The organism is Cohnella sp. (assembly GCF_041641335.1).
GTDB lineage: Bacteria > Bacillota > Bacilli > Paenibacillales > Paenibacillaceae > Cohnella.
Genome location: NZ_JBEPYQ010000023.1, coordinates 14058 through 37875 on the forward strand (window position 1 = coordinate 14058; position 23818 = coordinate 37875).

The following is a 23818-nucleotide window of genomic DNA, read 5'->3' on the forward strand; positions in this document are numbered from 1 at the left end:
CGCGGATAGAACGCAAAAGGCAGGCCCAGCCGGGCCTGCCTTTGCTGTCTTGCTGCCGTTAGGAACGCTGCTCGAACAGCTTGGCGATCTCGATAATGACGTTCGTCGCTTGGATCATCGTATCGACGGAGACGTATTCGTAGCGTCCGTGATAGTTTTCTCCACCGGTAAAAATGTTCGGAGTAGGCAGCCCCATGTAACTGAGCTGAGAGCCGTCGGTTCCTCCGCGAATCGGCTGGATGAGCGGCTCGATGCCGAGGTTGACCATCGCCTGGCGGGCGATGTCCACAATCTCGCGAACCGGCTCGATTTTCTCGCGCATGTTGTAATATTGGTCCTTGATCTCCAGCGTGACCCGCTCTTGGCCGTATTTCTCCTGCAGTTCCTCCACGATAGCCGCGAGCAGAGCTTTTCGTCCGTCGAAGCGGGCGCGGTCGAAGTCCCGGATCAGGTAATGCAGCTTGGTCTCCTCTACATCGCCGTTAATCGAGATGAGATGGAAGAAGCCTTCATAGCCGTCCGTATGCTCGGGAGCCTCTTGGACGGGCAGGCGGTTGTTGATCTCCATCGCGATTTTGGCGGAGTTGACCATTTTGCCTTTGGCCGTTCCGGGGTGGACGATTTTGCCTGTGCATGTAATGCGGGCGGCCGCAGCGTTAAAGCTCTCGTATTGAAGCTCGCCCAGAGGTCCGCCGTCCATCGTGTAGGCGAATTGCGCGTCGAAGGCCGCCACGTCGAAGCGGTGAGGGCCCCGGCCAATCTCTTCGTCCGGCGTGAACGCGACGCGGATGCGTCCATGCTTGATCTCCGGATGTTGGATCAGATAGGCCATCGCGGTCATGATTTCGGTCATGCCCGCTTTGTCGTCGGCGCCGAGCAGCGTCGTGCCGTCGGTCGTAATCAGCGTGTGCCCCTTGTATTCCGCCAACTCTGGAAAATCACGGGGAGACAGTACGATCCGCTGATCGGCGTTCAGCACGAGGTCTCCGCCGTCGTAGTTTTCGACGATCTGCGGTTTGACGTCCTTGCCAGTAAAATCAGTTGCCGTATCGAGGTGCGCCAGGAAACCGATCGTCGGCACATCCTTGTCCGTGTTAGCGGGAAGGGTGGCCATGACGTAGCCGTTGTCGTCGATCGTCACGTCCTGCATGCCGATCTGCTTCAATTCTTCTGCCAGCATCCGGCCCAATGTCAACTGTCCTTCGGTCGTCGGACAGGTTTGCTTGCTCTCGTCGGATTGCGTATCGACTTGCGCATAAGTTTTGAAACGGGTTATGATCTCGTTTTTCACGGTTTATCTCAGCTCCTCGAAGTTATTTTACCATCGTCCCGGTTCTTAACCAAATAGGGCTCCGCAGCGGAGCGGACGAATAAAGCTCTGTCCGGAGCAGACAGGCAGAACCCCGCAAGATCAAACAGGCAAACCCCATCCGGCAGATCCCAGGCAGCTGAGCGAAAGGGATAATGGTCATAGGGGAGACGAGTGAGCTCACTTGCCGGCGTTCCGCTCCACGTAGTCGGCCAGAAGCCGAACGCCGAAGCCGGTCGCTCCGGCGGACTCATAACCGCGGTCGCCCGGCGTCTGAACGGTGTTGGCCATGTCGATATGCGCCCAGCGGACGCCCTCGCCGACGAAACGGCGCAGGAACAGCGCCGCCGCGCAAGCCCCCCCGTAAGCGCTGGAGCTGATGTTGTTCAGGTCGGCATAGTCGCTGCGCAGCAGATCCTCGTCGTCGTCGACGAGCGGCATCGGCCATATCCGGTCTCCGCACGAATCTCCGCAGGAGCGCAGCGCTTCCGTTATGGCCGGATCGCCCCATACGCCGGCCACTCGCAGTCCGAGCGCATGGCCTACGCTGCCCGTCAGCGTGGCGATGTCGACGATCTCGGCAGCGCCGAGGCGCTGCGCGTGCAGCAGAGCGTCGGCGAGAATCAGCCGCCCTTCGGCGTCCGTGTTGCCGACTTGAACGGTCAGACCGTTCGGGTAACGGACGACGGAGGAAGGGAGCAGTGCGCCCGAGCCGGGCACATTGTCCGCGACCGCGATCAGCGCGGCGACGTTGACCGCCGCGCCGCTGCGCGCCAGCAGGTCGAGAGCCCCGGCGACGGCGCAAGCCCCGCCCATATCGAAGCGGGCCTCGCTCAGATCCCGCCCCGTCTTCACGTTCATGCCGCCCATATCGAACGTCATTCCTTTGCCAACCAGCGCGACCAAGGGAAGGGACGGATCGGAGGCATAGGTCAGTTCGACGAGAGCGGGAGCATGGCGGCTTCCTTGGCTGACGGCAATAAGACCGTTCATGCCGGACGCCGCGAGATCGTCTCCGCGATAGATGCGAACGCCGACTCCCGGCACATCTGCGAAACGCCGCTCGATCTCGTCCGCGAGCCGCTCCGGAGTCATCACGTTGGCAGGCTCGTTGCACCAATCCCGGGCCAGCATGGCGCTTTCCGCACGCAGACGCGCCTTCTCCGCCAGCCGAATCGCGGCCTCCCGGTTCGCGCTTCCGGCCAGAAGCCGCAGCGAAGAGACCGCGCTTTTTCTCGCGGCCTCCGTCTTATATCGATCGAATGCATAGCTGCCGAGCAGCCAGCCTTCCACCCAAGCCTGCACGCCGCCTTCCGCGCCCAGCCTGTCCGCGGCTGCGCCGAGGTCGACCGCCGCCGCCTTGTAGCCTTCGCGGCCGATGGCTCGCGCGGCGCTTCCGGCCGCCCGCCTGAGCCGCTCGGCATCCAAGCGGTGCGCCGAGCCCAACCCGACGATCGCCGCATGCCGCTCTCCGGGCGTTCCGTACAGCAAGCTCGTCCGTCCAAGCGCTGCTGCCGAAGGAGTGGGTTCAACGTGGAGACCAGGAATACCTTTCGCCCCTTCGAAGACGAGGTGCAGCACAACCTCCGACGACGGACTCACACCCGAAGCTGAATTTGAATCCGAGCTCAAGACTGAGTCCAAGCCCGAAACCGAGCCTGAGTCAGCCGCCGCGAGCTCATCTATCCGTTCAACGATGTCGATCCTCATTTCCGTCGACTTCCTTCCCATAGTCGATGTTCGCAAGCTCGTAGATCGCTTCGGCATACAGGGCCGTCGCCTGCAGCAGACTGTCGATGGAGATCCATTCGTCCGGCTGATGCGCCGTATCCTCTTCGCCCGGGAACAGCGGTCCGAAGGCGACGCAGCCCGGCAGCTTGCAGGCGTAGGTGCCGCCGCCGGTCGAGAGCAGCGTAGCCGGCTGTCCGGTCTGTTCCGTATAGACGCGTTGCAGCGCCCGGATCATCGGATGATCGGCGGGCACTTCGTGTGGAGGCTTGACGATCGGCGGTGTGAGGAAGAAGCCGTAAGGCCGCACCCTCTCTTCCAGCGCGGCCGCAAGCTCCTCGCCGTTCGCGCTGGACGGAAACCGGAGGTTGAGCTGGAAGAACGCCTCATCCGAGCTGGGCGCGTACCGGAGCAAGCCGACGTTAACCGTGAGCGCTCCAGTTGCCTCGTCCCGGCAAGCGATTCCGAGCGCTCCCCCGTCCGTGTCCGGGGCGAGCAGCTCGACCGCGCCGCGGACGAACCGTTCGTCGTCTCCGCCAAGCGGCTGGCTTCCGAGAAACTCCAATAGCTTCAGTCCCGCGTTGACGCCAATCTCCGGCGCCATGCCGTGCGCGGACTTGCCTTCCATTCGCAAAATCGTCGCGCATTCCGGCAATTGCAGGTCGGTCGAGGTAGAGCCGCTCAGCCCGCGTTCGGAGCAATAGGACCAGAACTCGGATACGACCGCGGCCAGCCGGTCCTTGGAGCCGTGTACGATCGCTTCGGCGGCGTCCGGCACCATGTTCGCGGCAGTGCCGGAACGGAAGCGGCACAGCTTAAGCTCCGCGCCGGCGCCGTCTCCGTTCAAGCGAAGCGTCATGCCCGTGTTGATCTGCCCCTTCTCCGCGTGGACGATCGGGAAATCGGCGTCGGGAGTGAATCCGGCGAGCGGAGGACGCTCGTGGCGATTGTACGCGTCCATGCAGTTCATGCCGGTCTCCTCGTCGGTTCCGAAAATGAGCCGGACCCGATGCTTCAGCGGCAAGCCGAGCTCCTTAACGATGAGCAGTCCGTAGAACGCGGCCAGCGCCGGTCCCTTGTCGTCGAGAGAGCCGCGCGCGTACAGCCGGCCGCCGCGTACGGACGCCTCGAAAGGAGGAGACTTCCATTCTCCGCTGGCGGGCACGACGTCGACATGGCTGAGCACGGCGATGTAGTCGTCCCGATTCTCCTTGTCCCTGCCTTCAGCAAGGCTCTCCGGACCGTCATAATCTGCATAGCCGACGATGCCTTCGATCGTCGAATTCGCCAATCCGTGCTGCCCGGCCAGCTCCAGTACCCAAGCGAGAGCTCTGGCGGACTGCTCGCCAAGAGGGGCGTTCGGTCCGGCGGAGGACTCGTCCTTCACGCTCGGAATCGCAAGGAGAGACGACAAGTCGCGCAGCAGCGCGTCTTGCCGTCTCCGGGCTTCGTCCAGCCAATCGATCCGCCTCATATCGCTTCACCCCGCCGCAGCTGGATGACGCTGCGATTTTCGCCGATAACCCGTCCGTTGTCGTTGAGAATGTTCGGCGAGCCGATCCGGTACATCCGGTCGATCGTCTCGCGGTTGCCGTAGCCGATCTGCTCCAGAATCGCAGCGACCGCGATCGGCCATTCGTCCTCCGAACCGTCGACGACTTTTAATGCGAAGCCGATCCGTTCCTTCTTCAGGCCGAAGCAGTAGATGCCCTTGGCCCCGCCTTTGGCGACGATATTGTCGTCCATGAGCAGATTCGGGCAGATCAGATACTCGGCCGAAATCATGCGAGGGTAGGCGTTCATCAGGTCCGTGACTTTGCGGACCGCTTCGCGGAGCGCGGGATCGGCGATCAGATCCGGACAGGCCAGCTTAAGGAAGGCGGTCGCCATGTTGCGCAGCGGCATGCCGAATACCGGGAAGCCGCAGCCGTCGGTGCCGATCCGGATGTCCTCCTGCGGAATTTCCGCCAGCTCGGCGGCCAGCGAAGCGATCCGCCGCTGGGCCGGATGGTCGGGCGAATCGTAGTCGTCCAGAGAATAGCCCATGCCGATGCAAGTGGCGAGCACGCCAAGGTGCTTGCCCGAGCAGTTGTGGTAGATGCGCCGCTGGGGCAGGCGCTCGGCAACGAGCGCGTCCCGGGCAGACGCGTCCAGGGGGTAGGTCGGCTTGCAGACGAGCGCTCCTTCGTCCAGGCCCAGCTTGCCGAGCATGCCTTCGAGCGCGTTCACGTGATAGGGAAGCGCCCGGTGCGAAGCCATCATGATCGCCTGCTCCTCCGGCGTGAATCCGAACTTCTCGTCGAAGCCCTCCAGGAAAAAGGGCAAAGCCTGAATCGGCTTGGCCGCCGAACGCATGAACGTAATCGCGTCCGGATCGCCGTACTGCCAGACGATATCGCCCGTCTCGTTCACGGCGCACGCATGCCCGTAGTGGACGTTCTCCACAATTCCCCCGCGGTACTCCAGAACGAGAGGCTCGGCGCCGCTCGCCAAGCCTTCCCCCAGTCCGTCTGTCAACTTGCTCATCTGTTTCGTTCCTCCTATGGAAGGAGCTCCAGTTCGATTACGGTATCCCTCTCGTCGGGCAGCCGCGCGCCTTTCAGCGTAATGAACGCGCCGCTGTCGATGTCGGAATACTGTTCCGCCATCCAGGGGAGCTCCACTTTTAATTCGGTTCCGTCGCGAAGCAGCCGCGCCCGCTTGATCTTGCCCTTCAGCCCGGCGAAATAAACCGGTCCGATGCCTCGATCGAAGACGTGAGCGTACAGCTTATCACCTCTCTGAGTATAACGGCCCCACTCCGGCTTGGCTAGATCCGAAGCGCCGCATCCGTAGATGCTATCGCCGTTCAATCTCAGCCATTCTCCGACTTCCGCCAGCACATCGAGAGATTCGCGCGTAATTTCGCCCTTGGCGTCCGGTCCGACGTTGAGCAGCAGGTTGCCGTTTTTACTGACGCATTCGACCAGCGTGCGGATCACTTGCGAGGCGGACTTGTACTCTCTGTCGCCGGAATGATAGCCCCAGTTGTCGTTGAGCGTAATGCAAGCTTCCCACGGGATCGAAGCGCCGTTGGCGTCAACGATGCCTCCCGGCGGGATAATCTGCTCGGGAGAATAGAAGTCGCCGGCGTATTCTTCCGGCTCCGCCGCGCGGATGTCGCCGCCCAGCCGATTGTCGATAATGATGTCCGGCTGAATCGAGCGGATCATGCGCACGAGCTCGGTCGCTCTCCATTTCTCCCCGGTCATGTCGTCGTAGGAGAAGTCGAACCACATGATATCGATCTTGCCGTAGTTCGTCAGCAGCTCGCGCACTTGGCCGTGCATGTAGATCAGATAGCGGTCGAAGTCGATCGGCTTGTCCTTGGCCGCTTCGTTGTCCCGATCGGGGTGGATGCGGTCGCCGTAGCCCGGATAGTCGGGATGATTCCAATCGATGATCGAGTAGTAGAGGCCGACGGCCAGCCCCTCGGCGCGGAAAGCGTCGACGTATTCGCGAATCAGATCGCGTCCGGCCGGCGTGTTCGTCGCCTTGAAGTCGGTCAGCTTGCTGTCGAACAGGCAGAAGCCGTCGTGATGCTTCGTCGTCAGCACCGCGTATTTCTGTCCGGCCGCCTTGGCGGCCCGAGCCCAAGCTCTCGGGTCGTACCGGGACGCGTCGAATTCGTCGAAGTAGACCTTGTATTGCTCGAAGCTCATTTTCTCGTTGCCGCGAATCCATTCTCCCCGCGCCGGAATCGAGTACAGTCCCCAATGAATGAACATGCCGAACCGATCGCGCAGAAACTCTCTCGTTCTTTCTTCTCTCGTGCTCATGGACGGACAACCTCCTGCATTTTTTTGTACAACTGACCAATTCGCATACATAAACCGACCAACGAAACGCCTGATGGAGAGGCCATTGCAAGGAGAACGGAGGGCGATGTTCTAAAGAATCGATTATCGTCTCTCGAATGGTGCCCAAACGGAGGGCGATGTTCTAAAGAATCGGTTATCGTCTCTCGAATAGTGCCCAAACGGAGGGCGATGTTCTAGAGAATCGATTATCGTCTCCCGAATGGCGCACAAACGAAGATTGTTGCTCGAAAGAATCGCACATTGGCACACGGGGGAGGCCATGACGAATAGCCTTTTTACTCCAAAAGAGCCTAGCGGAGTTGATGTGAGTCAGTTGGTCAGCCGTAGTTTTTTCTCGAGATAGAGGGAGGGGACGGCCCGTAAGCCAACCAAGTTGCTGTGAAAGATAATCGATGATAAAGGTGAAAGGGGTATGTCTCTCCCTCCGATGCAAGACTCCCCACAAAGTGACGTTAAGCTACGAAGCTTATTCCGATTACTTTGCGGGGGCCCCAAAAGCGTTTCCTGAAATGTTTGCGGTAAACCCGTGACAGGGTAATTTCAGGAGTGTATGAGGCAGTCTCCGGGAGACACATACCCCTTCTTTTTCTATCGATCATCTCTAGCAACTTAGCTTATGGGACAGTCTCCAACCGGATTACTTTTTAATTTGAGCGTCGTAAGCTTCTTGATAGATTTGGATCAGACGGTTCAGATTCATGCTGTCGAGCGTCTTGAGATACGTATCCCAATCTTTCTCGACGTCCGCGTCGCCGGTGACGAAGCGGGCGAGCATTTCCTCTACGTAGTCGTTGACCGTCTTCGAGAGATCCGCGATTTCGGTTGCCTGCTCGTTCGTCATGAACAGCGGAGGAACGGTCGCGTAGGCGCCCGATTTGTAAGGCTCGTAGTTGTTTTTCGTTTCGTTGTAGAGAATGACTTCGAGATCGTCGTCGCCCTTGCTGACCGCGCTCAGGCGGAATTCGTTGGAGCGGAGCGCCGGACCGGTCTGCGCCCAGTTGACGTTCTGGACTTCGCCGAACGACTTCAGCTCGGACCACTTGGCCGGCTGGCCGTTAATGCCGATCTCGCCTTCCGTCGCGTTGCGCCATTCCTGATCCGGACGGCCGTAGTTGCTGCGCAGCGTGTGCTCGTATTCGTACAAGCCGTCGGCCCAGCGAAGCGCGACCTCGGGATTTTTCGCCTTGTTCGTTATGAGGAAAGATCCGGTCGTCAGGCTCGTCGCGTCCGTAGGAGCGTACTGCGCGCCGTTCGGGCCCTTCAGCACGGGAACCGTCTTATACTCGTTCCAGCGTCCGCTCTCGCCGAGAAGCTGAGTGAATACGCCTTGGTGGCCGCCCGTAGAGGCGCCGAGCAGAGGGACGTCCGGATTTTCTCCGACCTGGATGAGCTGGTTGTCGTCCTGCGTGAACGATTCCGGCGTGATCAGACCTTCGGAGTAGAGCTTGTTCAGATATTTCAGGCCCTCCTTCCATTCCGGCTTCGTGTACGAGACGTCAAGCTTGCCGTCCTGGACGAACAGCCGCTTCGTCGTGCCGTAGATCGGGTTGTAGATGAACGAGTTCATCAGGAAGCCGTCGATAGAAGATCTCCAGGACTTCGGAGAGATGGACAGCGCGACTTCGTCCGCCTTGCCGTTGTCGTTCGGGTCCTGCGTCTTGAACGCCTTAAGCACGTCGTACAGCTCTTCGGTCGTCGTCGGCATTTTCAAGCCCAGCTTGTCGAGCCACGGCTGGTAGATCCACATTTTCTGACTCATCGAGCAGTGATAGCATTCGTTGACTTCCGGCAAGGAGTAGATGTTGCCGCCCGGAGCGGTGATCGCTTCCTTGATGTCCGGACGTTCGGCGAACAGCTTCTTCGTCTGCGTGCCTTGGCTCTCGATCAGGTCGTTCAAAGGCAGGAACACGCCTTGCGAGCCATAGATCATCTCTTGCGCCGGAGACACGTTCATGCCGAAGATGACGTCCGGATAGTCTTCGCTGGCGAGCACGAGGTTCAGCTTCTCCTGCATGCTCTGTTCCGGAACGACTTCCCATTCGATATGGACGTTCGTTTTCTCTTCGTACCATTTGGTGAATTCGTTGGTCGAGAAATCCTCGACGAGCGGATTGCCGCGTACCATGACTTTCAGCGTTACTTTTTCCTTCGTAATCGGATAAGTGCCAGGCTCGGTCAGCAGCCCGCCGTCTGCGCTTGCGCTCCCCGCAGGGGCGCTGGAGGAGGCGGAGCCTCCGTCGTTCTTGGAACCGGAGCAAGCGGCCAGAACCGTGGATAACAGCAGTACAGTCGCGATCAAGCTGAACAAGGATTTCTTCATATAGACCCTCCCGAAGTGATTGCGAATTAAATTAGCCTTTAATCGAACCGATCATGACGCCCTTGACGAAAAACTTCTGAACGAACGGATATACGAGCATAAGAGGGACGGACGAGATGACGATCAGCGAGTATTTGAGCAGCTCGCGCAAGCCTTGACGGGCCGCCGCCGATTTGACGTCTCCCAGCATGTCGATCCGAACTTCGTTCTGGACGAGAATATCTCTGAGAATGAGCTGAAGCGGATACAGCTGCGGGTCTTTCAAGTAGATCATCGCGTTAAAATATTGATTCCAGTGGCCGACCGCATAGAAGAGCGCGATGACGGCAATAATCGGTCCCGACAGCGGCACGACGATCTTCAGCAGAAAGCGGAAATCGTTGCAGCCGTCGATCTGCGACGCCTCCAGCAACTCGCCCGGAATCGTCGTCTGGAAGTAGGTGCGCATGATGATGACGTTCCATACGGACAGCGCGGTCGGTATCAGCATCGCCCATACGGTGTCGATCATATGCAAGTCTTTCACGACGAAATAAGTCGGGATGAGCCCTCCGTTAAACATCATCGTGAAGACGAACAGCAGCATGAACTTGTTCCGTCCCCGGAAGTCTTTGCGCGACAGCGGGTAAGCGGCCAGAATCGATAGGACGACGTTGATGAGCGTTCCTGCGATCGTATAGAAGAACGTGTTTTGGAAGCCCGTCAGGATGTTCTTGTTCTTGAATACGGCTTTGTAGCCGTCGAGCGACGGTTCCACCGGCCACAGCCACACTTTGCCCGACAGGACGGCATAGCTGGAACTGAAGGAAGCGCTTACGACATAGACGAGCGGATACAGCACGACGATGAGCACGATCGTCAGCATCATGGAATTGACGATGTTGAAGGCGCGGTCTCCGCCCGACTCCCGAATCGGCTTGGCTTGCATGGCTTTCGTTCCTCCTACCATAGGCTTTCCTGCCCCACTTTCTTGGCCGTCTGATTTACGACGATGAGCAGTACGAATCCTATGGCGGCTTTGAACAAGCCGATGGCAGTCGCGTAAGAGAAGTTAAGCGCTTGAGAAACGAGCCCGATTTTGTACACGTAGGTATCGATGACTTCGGAGGCTCGCAGATTCAGCGCATTTTGCATCAGCAAAATTTTCTCGAAGCCGGTCTCCATGATCTGACCCGTGTTCAGAATAAGCAGAATGACCGCGATCGGCATAATGCCGGGCAAGTCGATATGCCGCATGCGCTGCACCTTGCTCGCGCCGTCCATGACGGCGGCCTCGTGAAGCGAAGGATCGATGCCGGCCAACGCCGCCAAGTAGATAATGCAGGCGAATCCGACGTTCTGCCACACATGGGACCAGACGTAGATCGACTGGAACATGCCGGCTTGGCCCATGAAGTTGATCGGATCTACGCCGAACCAGCCCAGGAACGAGTTGATAATGCCGGTCCGAGGGTCGAGAAACTGGAACAGCAAACCGACCACGACGACCAATGAAATGAAATAAGGCGCATAGGTGACCATCTGTACCGTTTTCTTGAACCGCTCGTGCTTTACGTAGTTCAATCCCAGAGCCAGCAGGATGGGAAAGGGAAAGCTGGCGATTAAGGTGTAGAAGCTGATAGACAGCGTGTTTCTCAGCAATCTCCAGAATTCGTAGGAATTGAAGAAACGCTCGAAGTGGGCGAATCCGACCCATGGGCTTCCGAACAGGCCTTTGGTGACCGTGAATTGCTTGAACGCGATAACGTTTCCAAACATCGGTACGTACTTGAATACGACGATGTAAAGAAGCGGCAGAGCGAACAGCGCGTACAACTGCCAGCCTTTCCTTACATCGGTCAAGGTTCTCAGCTGCAATCCCCCCTCGGCTTAAGACTTGTTGTTTCCGGCCGGTGATTCGAAGTATAGAGGGGGGCAAGCTCGTCCGTAAAGAAGACAAAATCAAGGACTATGCACGAATTTAGAATGGGCTGCAAGCGCTTTTATTCCACGTTCATAGACTATTCAATTGTTTAGAATCAGCCTCGGGAATTGCGGCGAAACTCCGTGGCGCTAAGGCCGTTCGCCCTTTTGAAGGCGCGGCTGAACGAGTTGAGGGAATAGTAGCCGACCCAGGCGGAAATCTCGTTGACGGGCATCTCGCTCTCGGTCAGCATCCTCTTGGCATGACCCATGCGCACGTTCTCCAGATAGTCGGAGAAGTTCACGCCGGTCTGTTCCTTGAAGAAATAGGAGATGTACGCTTCCGACGTATTGAAGCGGTCGGCCAAGGTGGTGAGGCTGAGATCGGTCTGCATGTAATGTTCGTCCAGGTAACGGATCAAGTCGTCCTTAAGCTGGTTGTTGTGGCTCTTCTTCCGGTCGTGCTGGCCCTGGCAGAGCAGCAGGAACCCGTCGGACAGCTGGCTGAAAGCGAGTTTCGCCGGACGGCCGGATTCGGAGGCGACCAGGGCCGAGTGGATTTTCTCGTTCTGCCGCTCCGCTTCCGTCGCGGCTTGCTCCAGGCATTTCAGCAGCGTGCCGGTCATTTCGTTAACGAGAATTTTGCCGACGGCGACCGGCAGATTCGGTTGATCGAGATTGTTCTCGCGAATTTGGCCGAGCAGAGCTTCTGTCTCGGCGAAGCTGCCGGACTTGACCAGATTGATCAGCCGCTGCTCGACGTCGGGCGGGTAGTAGTAAGCCGGAAGGACAGGGTTGTCTTCGTCGTCTTGCGTCACGATCGTGCGCTCCTCGGACCAACTGGCCCGCTGCAGCAGCAGACGGGCTTCCTCGTACGAGCGGCTGATCTCGGTCATCTCCAGATAGCAGCCACCGACTGCGGCGTAGGTTTGCACGTTCAGCGCGCCGAAGATGCGGTTCTGCAGTTCCTTGAGCATGCGGCGGATTTCGTCCAGATAAGCTTCCGGAGATTCCGAATCGCCGTTAAACAGCAGGCCGATCTGATTTTCCCCGAGATCGTGGGTCGAGATCGTCTTGCCGAACCCTTTGGAGATCATGTCGCGTATGGCGATCTTGCGGAAGTCGAGCTCGGTAAGCATCGCTTCGTTATAGGAGCCGTCATAGCCCGCGATGACCAGAATGCCGACGGAGAAGCGGCTCCCTTCCCACGATTGCCGGGAGTGCTCCATGGCGACGGCGATGTCCTTGTTGGACAAGTAGTGTCCGCGAAGCAGACGGTCGTAAAATCCGCTGCGAATCAGCGGAACCTGCTGCTCCATCTTCTCGGACAGAAAATCGTTGCTGTGCACGAGATTGGTGACGGAGGCGCGAATCTGCTCCCAAGCGTTGCGCTGCGGGGGCGCTTCCGCGCCCGTTCGCTGGCTGGGCAGGACGCGCAGCAGCATCCAGAGAGGACGGCTGTTGCGATAGGAGAACAGCAGCGCGGCGAGCAGGCCGAAGCCGAGACCGAGCAGAATGATCGTCAGGATGAGCTGCTTGAAGTAGCGCACCTGCTGAAGGACGTACGCCTCGGGCTGCGCGGACAAATACGTCCAGCCGTTGTAGCGGGACGTCGTCTTCGTTACGAGCATGCTGCTGCCTTCGATGTCGAGCTGGGAGAAGCCGTCCGGCAAATTTTTCTCCCATCCGATGTCGATATCCGAGCCGATCCGGCTGATGATGTCGCCCTTGCCGTCGGCGATAAAGGCGAAGCCCCCGTTGCTCGAATCGAGCTTGTGCAGCAGACTGCGGATCTGATTGTCGTCGATCAGCATCAGGACGACGCCGGAGCGCTCCCGGGTTCCGAACGACTGCATGTAGGTGACGACGGAGTGGGGCTTGCCCCGATAGACGGCAGGCTGTCCGGGAAGGAACGTCTTGCGACCGGCGGCGGCCGTCAGGCTGCTTGCCCATTCTTCGTAAGATTGGTCGGCATAACGAAACTCCAAATCGTAGAACTGCCGAAGCGAATGCGAAGTGTCCGGAGAGACGACGGCTCCACTGCGGGGATAGGCGACGTAATAGTCCAGAATAAAGTGGTTGAACAAAGGATAGTCGAACAGATCTTTGCGAAGCTCCAGAATCCGCACCGGATTCGTGCCGTAGAACGGCCTGTCCACATACTGGAAGCTTAGCGCCTTCGGGCTGCTCGACACTTGCTCGGCGATCGTCTCCAGCTCCTCGAACCGGCGGTCCATAATTTCCTTCGTCTGCTCCATGACCGCGTAGGCCGTTTCCTTGGAGTGGTTTTCCACCAGCGCCGAGGTTCTGTCGTAGGCGTACAGCGCAACGGCCAAGAAGCCGGCCAACAGAATGCCGTACGGGACGAAGAAATGAATCCATACCTTCATGCTTCCGCGTTGCTTGTCAATGCTCATGAATCGGACTCCCCCTGATGTCTTCTGTGTAAGGGTTTTCTAAAATGATAACAAATATCGCGGTCCAGCGGTATGTAAATGAGAGCTGTATTTTTCTTCCGGTCTCGGGAGCGGGAGCTGCGGTTAAATCAGGAAGGGTTGGATATATTAAAAGGAAATTCGAGCCAAGCGCCCGCGCAAGGAGGGGATGGGCATGAGCGAGACGGCGAGCGAAGATAAACGCGGAGAAAATTACGTCTTTTCGGACATGCAGGAAAACATCGGCCATATTCGGCGAATGCTCGGAGATCCGGCGGACCTTGTCATTCGCATCATCAGCATCGGCGGGGGCGAGAGAAGCTGCGCGCTCGTCTTTCTCTCCGGCTTGTCGGACAAGGCGGTCATCGACGAGCAGATCGTCCGGCAGATTCTGAAAGCGGGCCGCATCGGGCAAGAGGATTCGGGCCTGGAAATTTCGGAGGTGCTGGGCGGCCTTAGGAACGAGACGATGTCGGTATCCCAGGTTCTCGAAGTCAACCTCTGGAGCGACGTCATCAAAGCGGTTCTGTACGGAGATACCGCGATGTTCCTTGAAGGAGCGGACGACGCTCTGCTGGTCGGCACCCAGAATTGGAAGGAACGGAGTATCGAAGAGCCGCCTACCGAAGCGCTGGTCCGGGGACCGAGGGAAGGGTTTACGGAGAAGATCGAGACCAATGTCGGCCTGATCCGCAGAGGCATTCGCGACATGAACTTGCGCTTCGTCTCTTATACGATCGGAAGACGATCGCGCAAAACGCTTATTTTGACGTACATCCAAGGCATTATTCATCCGGGCATCGTAGAAGAAGCGCGCAGAAGATTGGATACGATCGACATCGACGACGCTCCCGAATCGGGCTTTATCGAGCAATGGATCGAGGACAGCTTTCTGTCTCCGTTTCCGCAATTGCTGCATACGGAAAGGCCGGATAAAGTCAGGGCGGCGCTGCTGCAGGGCAAGGCGGTGATTATGCTGGAAGGGACACCGTTCGCGCTTATCCTGCCGACGACGTTCGTGGCGTTGATCCAGTCGCCGGAGGACTATTACGAACGGTGGATGATCGGTTCGTTAATCCGGCTGCTGCGCTACTTCGCGGTATTTATTGCGCTCTTCCTCCCATCCGTCTATATCGCTCTCGTATCGTTCCACCCTGGGATGATTCCGTTTAAGCTGGCCTTCTCGATCGCCGCGGCGAGGGAAGGGGTGCCCTTTCCCGCGGTCATCGAAGCCCTGCTGATGGAAGGGACGCTGGAGCTGCTGCGCGAAGCCGGCATACGACTTCCGAAACCGATCGGCCAGACGATCGGCATCGTGGGCGGCCTCGTCATTGGAGAAGCGGCGGTTCAGGCGGGCGTCGTCAGTCCGATCATGGTCATCGTCGTCGCCATAACGGCGATCTCGTCGTTTGCCATTCCGTCCTACAGTGCGGGCATCTCCTTCCGCATGCTGCGGTTCGCGACGATGCTGGCGGCCGCGGCATTGGGGCTGTTCGGCATTATTCTGACGTTCATCATGATCAGTATTCACCTCGTCAGGCTGAAAAGCTTCGGCATGCCTTACTCCACGCCGGTCGCCCCGATGTTTACTAGCGATTGGAGAGATTTGGTCGTTCGTTCACCCGTGACGTTTCTGACCAGAAGACCTCAATTCATGCAGACAAAGAATGCTAACCGGGCAAGCAAGAGAGGAAAGAGAACATGAAATCGTTCGAATACGGCGACCGGGAGATCGGGACGGCCGAAGTGTTCTTCGGGGTCAGCAATATGGTGATCGGCTTCTGGATTTTGACTCTTCCGCGTTCTCTCGCTACGATTACGAATTCCTCGGACGGTTGGATGTCGATCGTGCTCGGAGGGGGAGCGTCGTTGGCTATCGGTTGGCTGATTGCCTCCTTGTGCAAGCGGTTCCCCAAGATGGGGCTTATGGAGATGACGAAGTCGGTAGCGAACCGGGCGACGGCCAATGTGGTCGCTATGTTGTTCGCCTGTTATACGTTTCTGTTCGTCAGCTACGAGACGAGAGGGCTGGCTAACATTGCCAAGCTGTATCTGTTCGATCGAACGCCCGAGGAAGCGATCTGCCTGTTTTTCCTGCTCGTGGTGGCCTACGGCGTGGCGGGATCGAGCGCGGCGCTGCTTCGTCTGAATCTGGTGTTTCTCCCCATCGTTCTGCTGATTCTGCTCCTCGTGCTGGCGATGAACATTCCCTTTCTCAACTTAAATAATCTCAAGCCAATGTTCGTTACGGATTGGAAGGACTTGCTGAAGGGGACCAAGGACACCGTGTTTTCGTTTCTCGGCTTCGAAGTCATTCTGTTCTACAACGCCTGGATCAACCGGCCGCAGAAGGTAAGGAGAGCGGTTTTAGGGGGATTGACGATTCCTTTTACCCTCTATCTGCTCGTGTTCTTTTTCGTGATCGGAATTTTCGGCTCGGAGGTGACGAAGAACACCCTGTACCCGACAGCCGAATTGGCCAAGCAGGTGGAAATCCCGGGAGGGTTCTTCGAGAGGTTCGAATCGATCTTTTTTACGATCTGGACCATCACGTTATTCAGTACGACGGCCATGGCCTTCGATGTAACGATTATCGCCTTAAGAAGTCTGTTCCCCAAGACGAAACGAATAACATGGGTCATCGCGCTGTGTCCGATCGCCTATCTTGCCGCCATGCAGCCGCAGAGCGTTACGGAGCTCGATATTCTCGGGAAGTGGATCAGCTACGCGGCAATCGCGATCGGCTGGGGAATTCCGTCGCTGCTGCTTGGGGCGGCGATGATGAGGGGGGTTAGAGGCAATGGGTGCGCTTCGTAGAGGAATAGCCGCCTTGACCGTGCTGACCGTCATTTCCGGGTGCTGGGATCGGCTGGAGATCGAAGACCGGGGGTTCGTCGTCGGTTCTGCCATAGATCAAGGAGAGAACGGTACGTTCGAATTGACCTTTCAGTTGGTCGTTCCCAGCGCCATGCAGGGCACGTCGGCGGGCGGGGGGCATCCGTCGGCCATGGCATACCAGAACATCACCTCATCCGGCGCCACTCTGTTCAAGGCCGCGCGCAAGATGTCCAACGAAACGAGCCGTTCCCCCTATATGGAGCACAATAAGATCATTATCATATCGGAGGCGCTGGCCCGGGCGGGAAAGATTCAAGAGGTGCTCGATGTGTTCATTCGCGACCATGAGATGAGAAGGGCGGCGAAGGTGATGATCTCGGCCGGTCAAGCGAAGAAGCTGCTGAACGTCAAGCCGGACATCGAGACGCTTCCCGTACAGTACATTAACTCGACTTCGGAAAATCCGCAAAAAAGCGAATCGATCGTGCCGCCGACGACCATGGGCCGCGTTCACCGTTTTTTGTTGGAGACGCACAGCTTTGCGATTCCCAGAATCGCCCAGACCGATAACAAGATTTCTCTGAGCGGCGCGGCCGTATTCGGCAGCGATAACAGGATGAGAGGGTTTCTGAACGGAGAAGAAACCACGGGCAAAAATTTCTTCAGCGGCAGGGTAAAGGCGGGAGCGCTGGAGATTGAACTGGACGGAAAGGCCGTTGTGTACGAGATTAAGGGCGCAGACAGGACCATTCGCGCGAACGTGTCCGATCCGAGGAAGCCGGAATTCACGGTTAACGTGAACGTCGAAGGCAATGTCGGAGAATGGCATACCGATGCCGATCTTCTCGATCCTAAAGTTGTATGGGCGATAGAGAACCGGGTCAGGGAGAAGATTCAAACGATGATGTACTCGGTGCTGGAGAAGCTGCAGAAGCAATACAAGGCGGATGCGATCGGATTGAGCGATTATTTGAACGAAAATCACTATCGCATCTGGCAAAAGATCAAAGACGATTGGGACCACGGCGAGAATTTGTTCTCGAAATGCCGCGTGATCGTAAGAGTGAACGCCAAGCTTAGAATTTTCGGCACCATCGAGCGAGTTCAACGGAAGGGGGATTAACCATGCATTCGCTGATGAAGGGATTGTCGGACCGCTTTCCTTCGATGACGGTGCTTGTCCATGCGGCTTTTGCCTGGGGTATCCCCTGGACCGTGTATAAGATTAACAAAGCTTTGCATCGGTATGGGGATCCGCCTTGGAAAAGGGAGGAAGAAGATTAGCCCGATACTATAAGAGCCCTGAACGGAATAGGATGTAAAGGAAACAACTCATGAAAGCGCAATCATTGTTGACGCCCGCATCGATTCCTATGGAGGCGATAAAATTGGGTACTCGATTGTTGATCGAGCAGTTGATCAAACGGCATTATCCTCGGCTTAGATACGTTCGAGCGCATACGACCGGGAGGAATACGGCGACGCTGTACGCCTGGAACGAAGATCTGGAGCTGCCCGCAGCGGACGCCGCCGAGCTGAAGAGGTTCGCGGCCGGACATTTGGCCCCGTACGTCTGCTATCGGGTCAAGGCGTATTCGAAGCTTCAGGAAGACCTCGTGCCCCGGGAACGCGAGCTGCCGGAGCCTATCATGCAGGCGGCCACGAACCGCATTCTAAACCCGAGCGGAATCGCAGCCGTGATGAACGGTCTGCTGGAGAAGCAGGTGCTGACCTTCCGCAAGTACGATTACTGTTCCAACACGATTCACTTTGAAGTTCGCACGGCTAAGGAGCGGTCGGAGATCGAGGAGGAGCTCGTTCAGCGCTGCTTGAGCGAATTGATTCCGCTCGGCGCTCGTTGCGAGCTTGTCTACTGCGCGGAAGAATAGTTAAGCCCGAAGCGGCCGGATCTAGCTCCGATATGCCAGACTTCGATTGGTTGCAATCAAGCGGCTTTCATCGCACCGCATTTGCTTTACTGTTAGCCCCCTAATGGAAGCCGTTCCTTGGGTTTCCATTAGGGGGCACCTGTATTGTCTTATTGTCTCTTCCGATAATAAAAATACGCTAAATCTCAATGGGAGGCTTACACTCCCTAGCGACAACCCTGTGAACTGTAAACGACAGCTCTACATAATCGATCTTTTAATAGGTCATTGTTATTTTTTTTGCAGTAAATGCAGCAGCGGATTTATTCCAGATATAAAAATATCCTTCCACATCATTTTGGGGTGTGAATGGTGCATTTATTCCGGCTGCTTCACCGTCCCAGAACATTTCGATTACATTATAATTTTTATCCATAAATCCAACTTCATAGTGCTGATTTGAGTCTAGCTCAAACTTGAATCGTGCCGTTACGCCTTTTCTAATGATCCACGCATCACCATTTGTTTGAGTAAATTTTGTTCTTGTATTATAGGCAATAGATACATTTCCAAAACTAATTTCTGCCATTGGCGAGATCACTATCGGAGGACCTAGTGCCTGAATACTTCTTACGTTGTTTTCATCAAATTTACTAACAGATGGTAGAAATTCAATACTGTTATTCGTTTTCAGTAGCGTTTTTGTTCCACTCGCCGATGCATCAGCGGGAGCTGCTAAAGAACCTAAATTGCCATTCTCTGTGCTTGATCCGACTGGCTTAGCTACAACTTCGTTTTCTGGTACTTTACTACCTACGGAAGCGTATGCTGCAGTTGTAGCTAAGACGACTGTGATTGCTAATGCTAAAACTACGGTTAAATGCTTTTTTTTCATTTAAAACCCTTCCTCTCTGATACATATTATTTTCTATCATAGTATAAGACAATTTGAAAAGGAAAATGTTGCATTTTATTTGTTTTATTTTTCTAGATTTACTAATTGAAACTTCGCGACGAGCAAATGACGATGTGGGACGCCATTCTTCCGGAAGCTGTCCGCAAGTTGCCCACCGAGCTTGCGATCATCGACGAGCTGCTGGACGACGAGCGTTTTCTCCAGCCGTTCGTCCAGTTGCACCCGAAGGGCAAGAAGAGCGGCCGTCCCACGCTTGCTGTCGAAAAGTACATTCGACTCATGGTACTTAAACACAAATACAATCTGGGCTACGAGTCGCTTGTGAAGGAAGTTGGCGACAGCATCACCTGGCGGATCTTCTGCCGAATTGCCATCGATGAGAAGATGCTGGATCCTTCCACGCTCATCTATGCCCGCAAACGTTACGGCGATAAAATCGTCGAAGACATCAACGCTGCGCTAGTGAAACAGTGCGAAGAAAAAGCGATTCTGAAAACCCGTAAATTCCGTACCGACACGACCGTTGTAGAATCTGATATTCATCATCCCACAGATGCTACGCTGCTGCAGGATGGTGTAAAGGTCATGACCCGGTTGATGAAGAAAATCCGAAAGGTCGCATCTCACGCCGTGCAAGGCTTTGAAGATCGCACAGCTGAAGTGAAAGAAAAGATTCTATCCATCGCCAAAGTTCTGCGCCGCCGCGCGCGAGAATCACGGGAAGAAGTCGACAAGATCACGCAAAGCGTAATCGAAGTAACCGACAGCGTCGTGAACCATGCACAAACCGTTATTGAAAAGCTGCAGACAAAGGCAGCCGACTTCCTCGGCGATGGTGACCGATCTCTGCTCAATGTCTCTCGTCGCCACGGCCGGATTGTTCTGGCTGGGCATCCATGCGGGCTGGGATTGATCGGCATTTATTGTTGCATGATTACGGACAAATGGGTCCGCGGCATTCTCGTGCTTCGGCGGCGGAAGGGGCAGAAATATTTGCGTAGGGCCGAGGCGTCGTACCCGTCGTCCGACAGTCGGGGAATCGCTGCGGAGACGAGATTGTCCGTATAAACCGTCGATGTGGGCCTTCATTCAATCTTCATAAAACCTTCATCGGAAGTTCATGTTGAAACTTCTTTTCCGTGCTAGAATTAATTTATATTTAGATTAAGTATAAATTAAATAACAGGAGGAATTCTCATGAGCACGAATACGAATACGAACGCAAACACCACGACCGTGAGTGCCGTATTGAACCAGCAGATCGCGAACTGGACTGTCCTTCATATGAAGCTTCACAACTTTCACTGGTATGTGAAAGGGCCGCAATTTTTCACGCTGCATGCCAAGTTCGAAGAGCTGTACACGGAAGCGGCCGCCAACGTCGACGTGCTGGCGGAGAGGCTGCTGGCGATCGGCGGCAGGCCGGTGGCGACGCTGACCGACAGCCTGCGTCTGTCGAGCGTCCGCGAAGCGGGCGGCGACGAGACGGCCGAGAGAATGGCGACGACCGTGGCGGAGGACTTCGCCCAATTGGCCGGAGAGCTGAGACAAGGCATCAAAATCGCCGAGTCGTTCGACGACGAGGATACGGCGGACTTGCTGCTCGGCATGAAAACGAACTTGGAGAAACACGCCTGGATGCTTAACGCGTTCGCCGGACGCTGACTCCGGGATCGAGTTGCGAAGCGCGGAGGACCGAATGTACAATAGACGGATAGGAGGTGAGTTCCATGGGCGCTTCTATTCGTCCGATCGGTCCTCCGCGATTCGCGGTTGCCGTTCATATTTTGGTCGGGCTGGCGCGCAGCGGCTGCAATCTGTCGAGCACGACGATCGCGGATCAAGTCCATTCCCATGCTACGTTCATGCGCAGAATTTTGGCGCGGCTGGCGCATGCCGGACTGGTCGAAGCGCGGGAGGGCCGGGACGGAGGATACAGCCTGAAGCTGCCGCCGGAGCAGATTACGCTTGCGGACGTCTTCGCTGCGATCCGCTGGGAAGGGACTGAGGAGGCGGGCGGCGACGGCTGCGGCAAGGAGGAAGGCTCGCCGTGCGGCGAAGTCGACTGGAACGAACGGCTCGACTTGGCGTTGATCGAGATCATGAGCGCGATGGATCGTCAAATGCTGGACTACTTGCGCCGGCACACGATTGCGAGTCTGATCTGACAAAGGATTGACATCGGCGAAGTGCCGTTATAATATGTGCTTAGGATGGGTGCAGTTGACGATACGGTTGGCTGCGCCTTATTTTGATCATAACTGTGCCTAAGTCGGGCTCAGTATTATTGGGAGGATGTCAAGATGGATATTGCGGCAATCGTACTGCAGTCTTTGTTGGCGCTCGCCTTTGTCGGAGCGGGCATTTCCAAGCTGGCGGGAGTAAAGGCGCATGTCGACAACTTTAACCACTGGGGGCTGCCGCAGTGGTTCAGAATCGTGACCGGACTGGTCGAGGTCGTCGGAGCGGCGGCGCTGGTCGTCGGATTCTGGGACCCGAGCTGGGCGGCCGCGGGAGCGCTGTGGCTGGGCGTCACGATGCTCGTGGCCATTCTCGTCCACGTTCGGGTCAAGGATTCGCTGAAGCTTACGTTCCCGTCGATTGTCCTGTTCGTGCTGCCTGTCGCGCTGTTGATCATCGAGTGGGACGCCTTGGCCGATTTCCCGGGATTCTAAGCGTGGGGCGGTAGGGGCTGTCTCATAAGTAAGGGCGTACAAGATTATCGATGAAAAAAGAAGGGCATCTATCTTCATTTCAGGATCGGAGTTCGGGGGCCCCGCAAAATAATCGGAATAAGCTTCGAAGCTTAACGTCACTTTGTGGGGGATCTTGCATCGGAAGGAGATAGATGCACTTGGCACCATTCATCGATAATCGTGCAGTACGACTTTCCAACTTATGAGACAGCCCTCCTTCCTGTTAGCTCAAGTCGAAAAAAAAGCACAACTGACCAATTCGCATACATAAACCGACCTGCGAAACACCTGATGGAGAGGCATTTGCAAGGAGAACGGAGGGCGATGTTCTAAAGAATCGGTTATTGTCTCCCAAATGGTGCTCAAACGGAGGGCGATGTTCTAAAGAATCGGTTATCGACTCTCGAATGGTACTCAAACGGAGGGCGATGTTCTAAAGAATCGGTTATTGTCTCCCAAATGGTGCTCAAACGGAGGGCGATGTTCTAAAGAATCGGTTATCGTCTCCCCAAACGCGCACAAACGAAGATTGTTGCTCGAAAGAATCGCACATTGGCACATGGGGGAGTCCATGACGAATAGCCTTTTTACGCCAAAAAAGCCTTGCGGAGTTGATGGGAGTCAGTTGGTCAGTCGTAGAAAAATAGCCATTGACATTCCCGAGCAATTGTAATATCTTAAAATCAAGATAAACGAAATTGAGATAATACAATCAGTCGAAAGGAAGGCAGGTGCGAACGATGGCGGACAATGGGCGCGATGCGTCGCTCGATCTCTATATCGCTCTAAGCCGGGCCAGCCAATGGGTGAACGCGCACGTCGATCAAGACATCAAGCGCTCCGGGCTGAACAGGACCGAGTTCGGGGTTCTCGAGCTGCTGTACCATAAAGGCTCGCAGCCTCTACAGCAAATCGGCGGCAAGGTGCTCATGAGCAGCGGCAACATCACTTACGTTGTGGATAAGCTCGAGCAGAAAGGGCTCGTCCAGCGAAGGGCCTGCACGGAAGACCGGCGACTCGTGTACGCGGATATTACGGATTCCGGACGGCAGCTGATCGAGGACGTGTTCCCGCGGCACAGGGAAGTGATTCATCAAGCGTTGGGTGGCCTGGACGAAGACGAGAAGAAGGCGGTTAGCGCGCTGCTCAAGAAGCTGGGGAAAGCGGCCGAAGAGGGATTCAAGTAGGGCGCGTGTAACGTGAGCTCTGCAAGACATCTGGAAGCGAACAGGCTCTTGGATCCCGTTTTCAGGTCATATATCTTAAAATAAAGAATCTTAAATTTGACATAGAGAGGCTGGATGGACAGATGAGCGACTTCGAAACTTTGGTGAAAAATCGCAGATCGGCAATGAAATTCGTGAAGGACGTGGAGATAACGGAACGCGAGTTGAGCGAAATGTTCAGTCTGACCAAATTCGCGCCGTCGGCTTTTAATCTTCAGCACGCGCATTATATCGTCGTGAAAAATCCGGAGATCAAGAACAAGCTGTACGAAGCGGCGAACAAGCAGTACAAAGTTCTGACCTCCTCCGCCGTCATTCTCGTATTGGGCAATACTAATGCCTACCGCGATGTCGGCCCTATTCACGAAGGGTTGCTGAACCTGGGCGTTATGAGCAAGCAGGAATACGACATGACCGTCGAGTCGGTGCTGATCTTCTATGAGGAGCGGGGGGAACCGTTCCAGCGCGAGGAAGCCATCCGCAACGCAAGCCTGTCGGCGATGCTGTTCATGCTGATCGCCAAGGACAAGGGCTGGGACACGTGTCCGATGATCGGCTTCGATCCTGTCGAAGTCGGAAGAATCTTGAACATCCCCGAATCTTACGTGCCGGCGATGATGATTGCGATCGGCCAAGAGGATACGTCAAGCCAACGGCCGCGCGGCTATCGCAAGCCGGTGGGCGAGTTCGTGAGCTACGATACTTTTTGAATTCATCCCT

19 protein-coding genes and 1 pseudogene are annotated in these 23818 nt (G+C 56.3%); 10 read left to right on the top strand and 10 right to left on the bottom strand.

Features of this window, described 5'->3' with window-relative positions; all coding sequences use genetic code 11:
- Positions 1-58 precede the first annotated feature (58 nt).
- The 9 genes from pepT to ACESLM_RS09740 form a co-directional block, all read right to left on the bottom strand.
- Positions 59-1291: a peptidase T gene (gene pepT / locus ACESLM_RS09700; RefSeq protein WP_372631367.1), complete on the bottom strand. Its 1233-nt coding sequence runs from the start codon at positions 1289-1291 to the stop codon at positions 59-61.
- Between the two features lie 198 nt (positions 1292-1489).
- On the bottom strand, positions 1490-2890 hold the full coding sequence (locus tag ACESLM_RS09705; protein ID WP_372631369.1) for a leucyl aminopeptidase family protein: 1401 nt from the start codon (positions 2888-2890) through the stop codon (positions 1490-1492).
- A 109-nt stretch (positions 2891-2999) separates the two neighbouring features.
- A complete protein-coding gene (pepV, locus tag ACESLM_RS09710) occupies positions 3000-4511 on the bottom strand; it encodes a dipeptidase PepV (RefSeq protein ID WP_372631370.1) in 1512 nt (503 codons plus the stop codon).
- On the bottom strand, positions 4508-5563 hold the full coding sequence (locus ACESLM_RS09715) for an asparaginase (RefSeq protein WP_372631371.1): 1056 nt from the start codon (positions 5561-5563) through the stop codon (positions 4508-4510). Before ACESLM_RS09715 ends, pepV begins: the two co-directional genes overlap by 4 nt.
- Before the next feature lie 14 nt (positions 5564-5577).
- Positions 5578-6855 carry an alpha-L-fucosidase gene (locus tag ACESLM_RS09720; protein WP_372631372.1) on the bottom strand — a complete coding sequence of 426 codons (1278 nt, stop codon included), beginning with the start codon at positions 6853-6855 and terminating at the stop codon, positions 5578-5580.
- A 679-nt stretch (positions 6856-7534) separates the two neighbouring features.
- Positions 7535-9217 (bottom strand): ABC transporter substrate-binding protein, encoded by a 1683-nt coding sequence (locus tag ACESLM_RS09725; protein WP_372631373.1) that lies wholly within the window; start codon positions 9215-9217, stop codon positions 7535-7537.
- Positions 9218-9248: 31 nt separating this feature from the next.
- Positions 9249-10145, bottom strand: coding sequence for a carbohydrate ABC transporter permease (locus ACESLM_RS09730; RefSeq protein ID WP_372631374.1), 897 nt, complete (start codon positions 10143-10145; stop codon positions 9249-9251).
- Positions 10146-10159: 14 nt separating this feature from the next.
- Positions 10160-11074, bottom strand: coding sequence for an ABC transporter permease (locus ACESLM_RS09735; RefSeq protein WP_372631375.1), 915 nt, complete (start codon positions 11072-11074; stop codon positions 10160-10162).
- 161 nt (positions 11075-11235) lie between these two features.
- A complete protein-coding gene (locus ACESLM_RS09740) occupies positions 11236-13536 on the bottom strand; it encodes a helix-turn-helix domain-containing protein (protein WP_372631376.1) in 2301 nt (766 codons plus the stop codon).
- Between the two features lie 193 nt (positions 13537-13729).
- Between ACESLM_RS09740 and ACESLM_RS09745 the strand changes: the two genes are divergently transcribed.
- The 4 genes from ACESLM_RS09745 to ACESLM_RS09760 all read left to right on the top strand — a co-directional run bounded on the left by ACESLM_RS09745 (position 13730) and on the right by ACESLM_RS09760 (position 18281).
- The gene (locus ACESLM_RS09745) at positions 13730-15259 is read left to right on the top strand and encodes a spore germination protein (protein WP_372631377.1); all 1530 of its coding nucleotides are present in this window, start codon (positions 13730-13732) and stop codon (positions 15257-15259) included.
- Positions 15256-16371, top strand: coding sequence for a GerAB/ArcD/ProY family transporter (locus ACESLM_RS09750; RefSeq protein ID WP_372631378.1), 1116 nt, complete (start codon positions 15256-15258; stop codon positions 16369-16371). The genes ACESLM_RS09745 and ACESLM_RS09750 overlap by 4 nt, the downstream gene beginning before the upstream one ends.
- On the top strand, positions 16355-17515 hold the full coding sequence (locus tag ACESLM_RS09755) for a Ger(x)C family spore germination protein (protein WP_372631379.1): 1161 nt from the start codon (positions 16355-16357) through the stop codon (positions 17513-17515). Before ACESLM_RS09750 ends, ACESLM_RS09755 begins: the two co-directional genes overlap by 17 nt.
- 265 nt (positions 17516-17780) lie before the next feature.
- The gene (locus ACESLM_RS09760; RefSeq protein ID WP_372631380.1) at positions 17781-18281 is read left to right on the top strand and encodes a hypothetical protein; all 501 of its coding nucleotides are present in this window, start codon (positions 17781-17783) and stop codon (positions 18279-18281) included.
- Between the two features lie 256 nt (positions 18282-18537).
- Here the strand turns inward: ACESLM_RS09760 and ACESLM_RS09765 are convergent, their stop codons facing one another.
- On the bottom strand, positions 18538-19155 hold the full coding sequence (locus tag ACESLM_RS09765) for a hypothetical protein (protein ID WP_372631381.1): 618 nt from the start codon (positions 19153-19155) through the stop codon (positions 18538-18540).
- 126 nt (positions 19156-19281) lie between these two features.
- Between ACESLM_RS09765 and ACESLM_RS09770 the strand changes: the two are divergent.
- The 6 genes and pseudogenes from ACESLM_RS09770 to ACESLM_RS09795 all read left to right on the top strand — a co-directional run.
- Positions 19282-19989, top strand: a pseudogene (locus ACESLM_RS09770) (transposase); the annotation flags it as partial.
- A gap of 384 nt (positions 19990-20373) precedes the next feature.
- The gene (locus ACESLM_RS09775) at positions 20374-20841 is read left to right on the top strand and encodes a Dps family protein (RefSeq protein ID WP_372631382.1); all 468 of its coding nucleotides are present in this window, start codon (positions 20374-20376) and stop codon (positions 20839-20841) included.
- Between the two features lie 65 nt (positions 20842-20906).
- Positions 20907-21344 (top strand): RrF2 family transcriptional regulator, encoded by a 438-nt coding sequence (locus ACESLM_RS09780; protein WP_372631383.1) that lies wholly within the window; start codon positions 20907-20909, stop codon positions 21342-21344.
- Positions 21345-21479: 135 nt separating this feature from the next.
- Positions 21480-21851: a DoxX family protein gene (locus tag ACESLM_RS09785; protein ID WP_372631384.1), complete on the top strand. Its 372-nt coding sequence runs from the start codon at positions 21480-21482 to the stop codon at positions 21849-21851.
- 761 nt (positions 21852-22612) lie between these two features.
- Positions 22613-23059 (top strand): MarR family winged helix-turn-helix transcriptional regulator, encoded by a 447-nt coding sequence (locus ACESLM_RS09790; protein WP_372631385.1) that lies wholly within the window; start codon positions 22613-22615, stop codon positions 23057-23059.
- Between the two features lie 122 nt (positions 23060-23181).
- Positions 23182-23808, top strand: a complete 627-nt coding sequence (locus ACESLM_RS09795; protein ID WP_372631386.1) for a nitroreductase family protein — start codon at positions 23182-23184, stop codon at positions 23806-23808.
- The last annotated feature ends 10 nt before the right edge of the window (positions 23809-23818 follow it).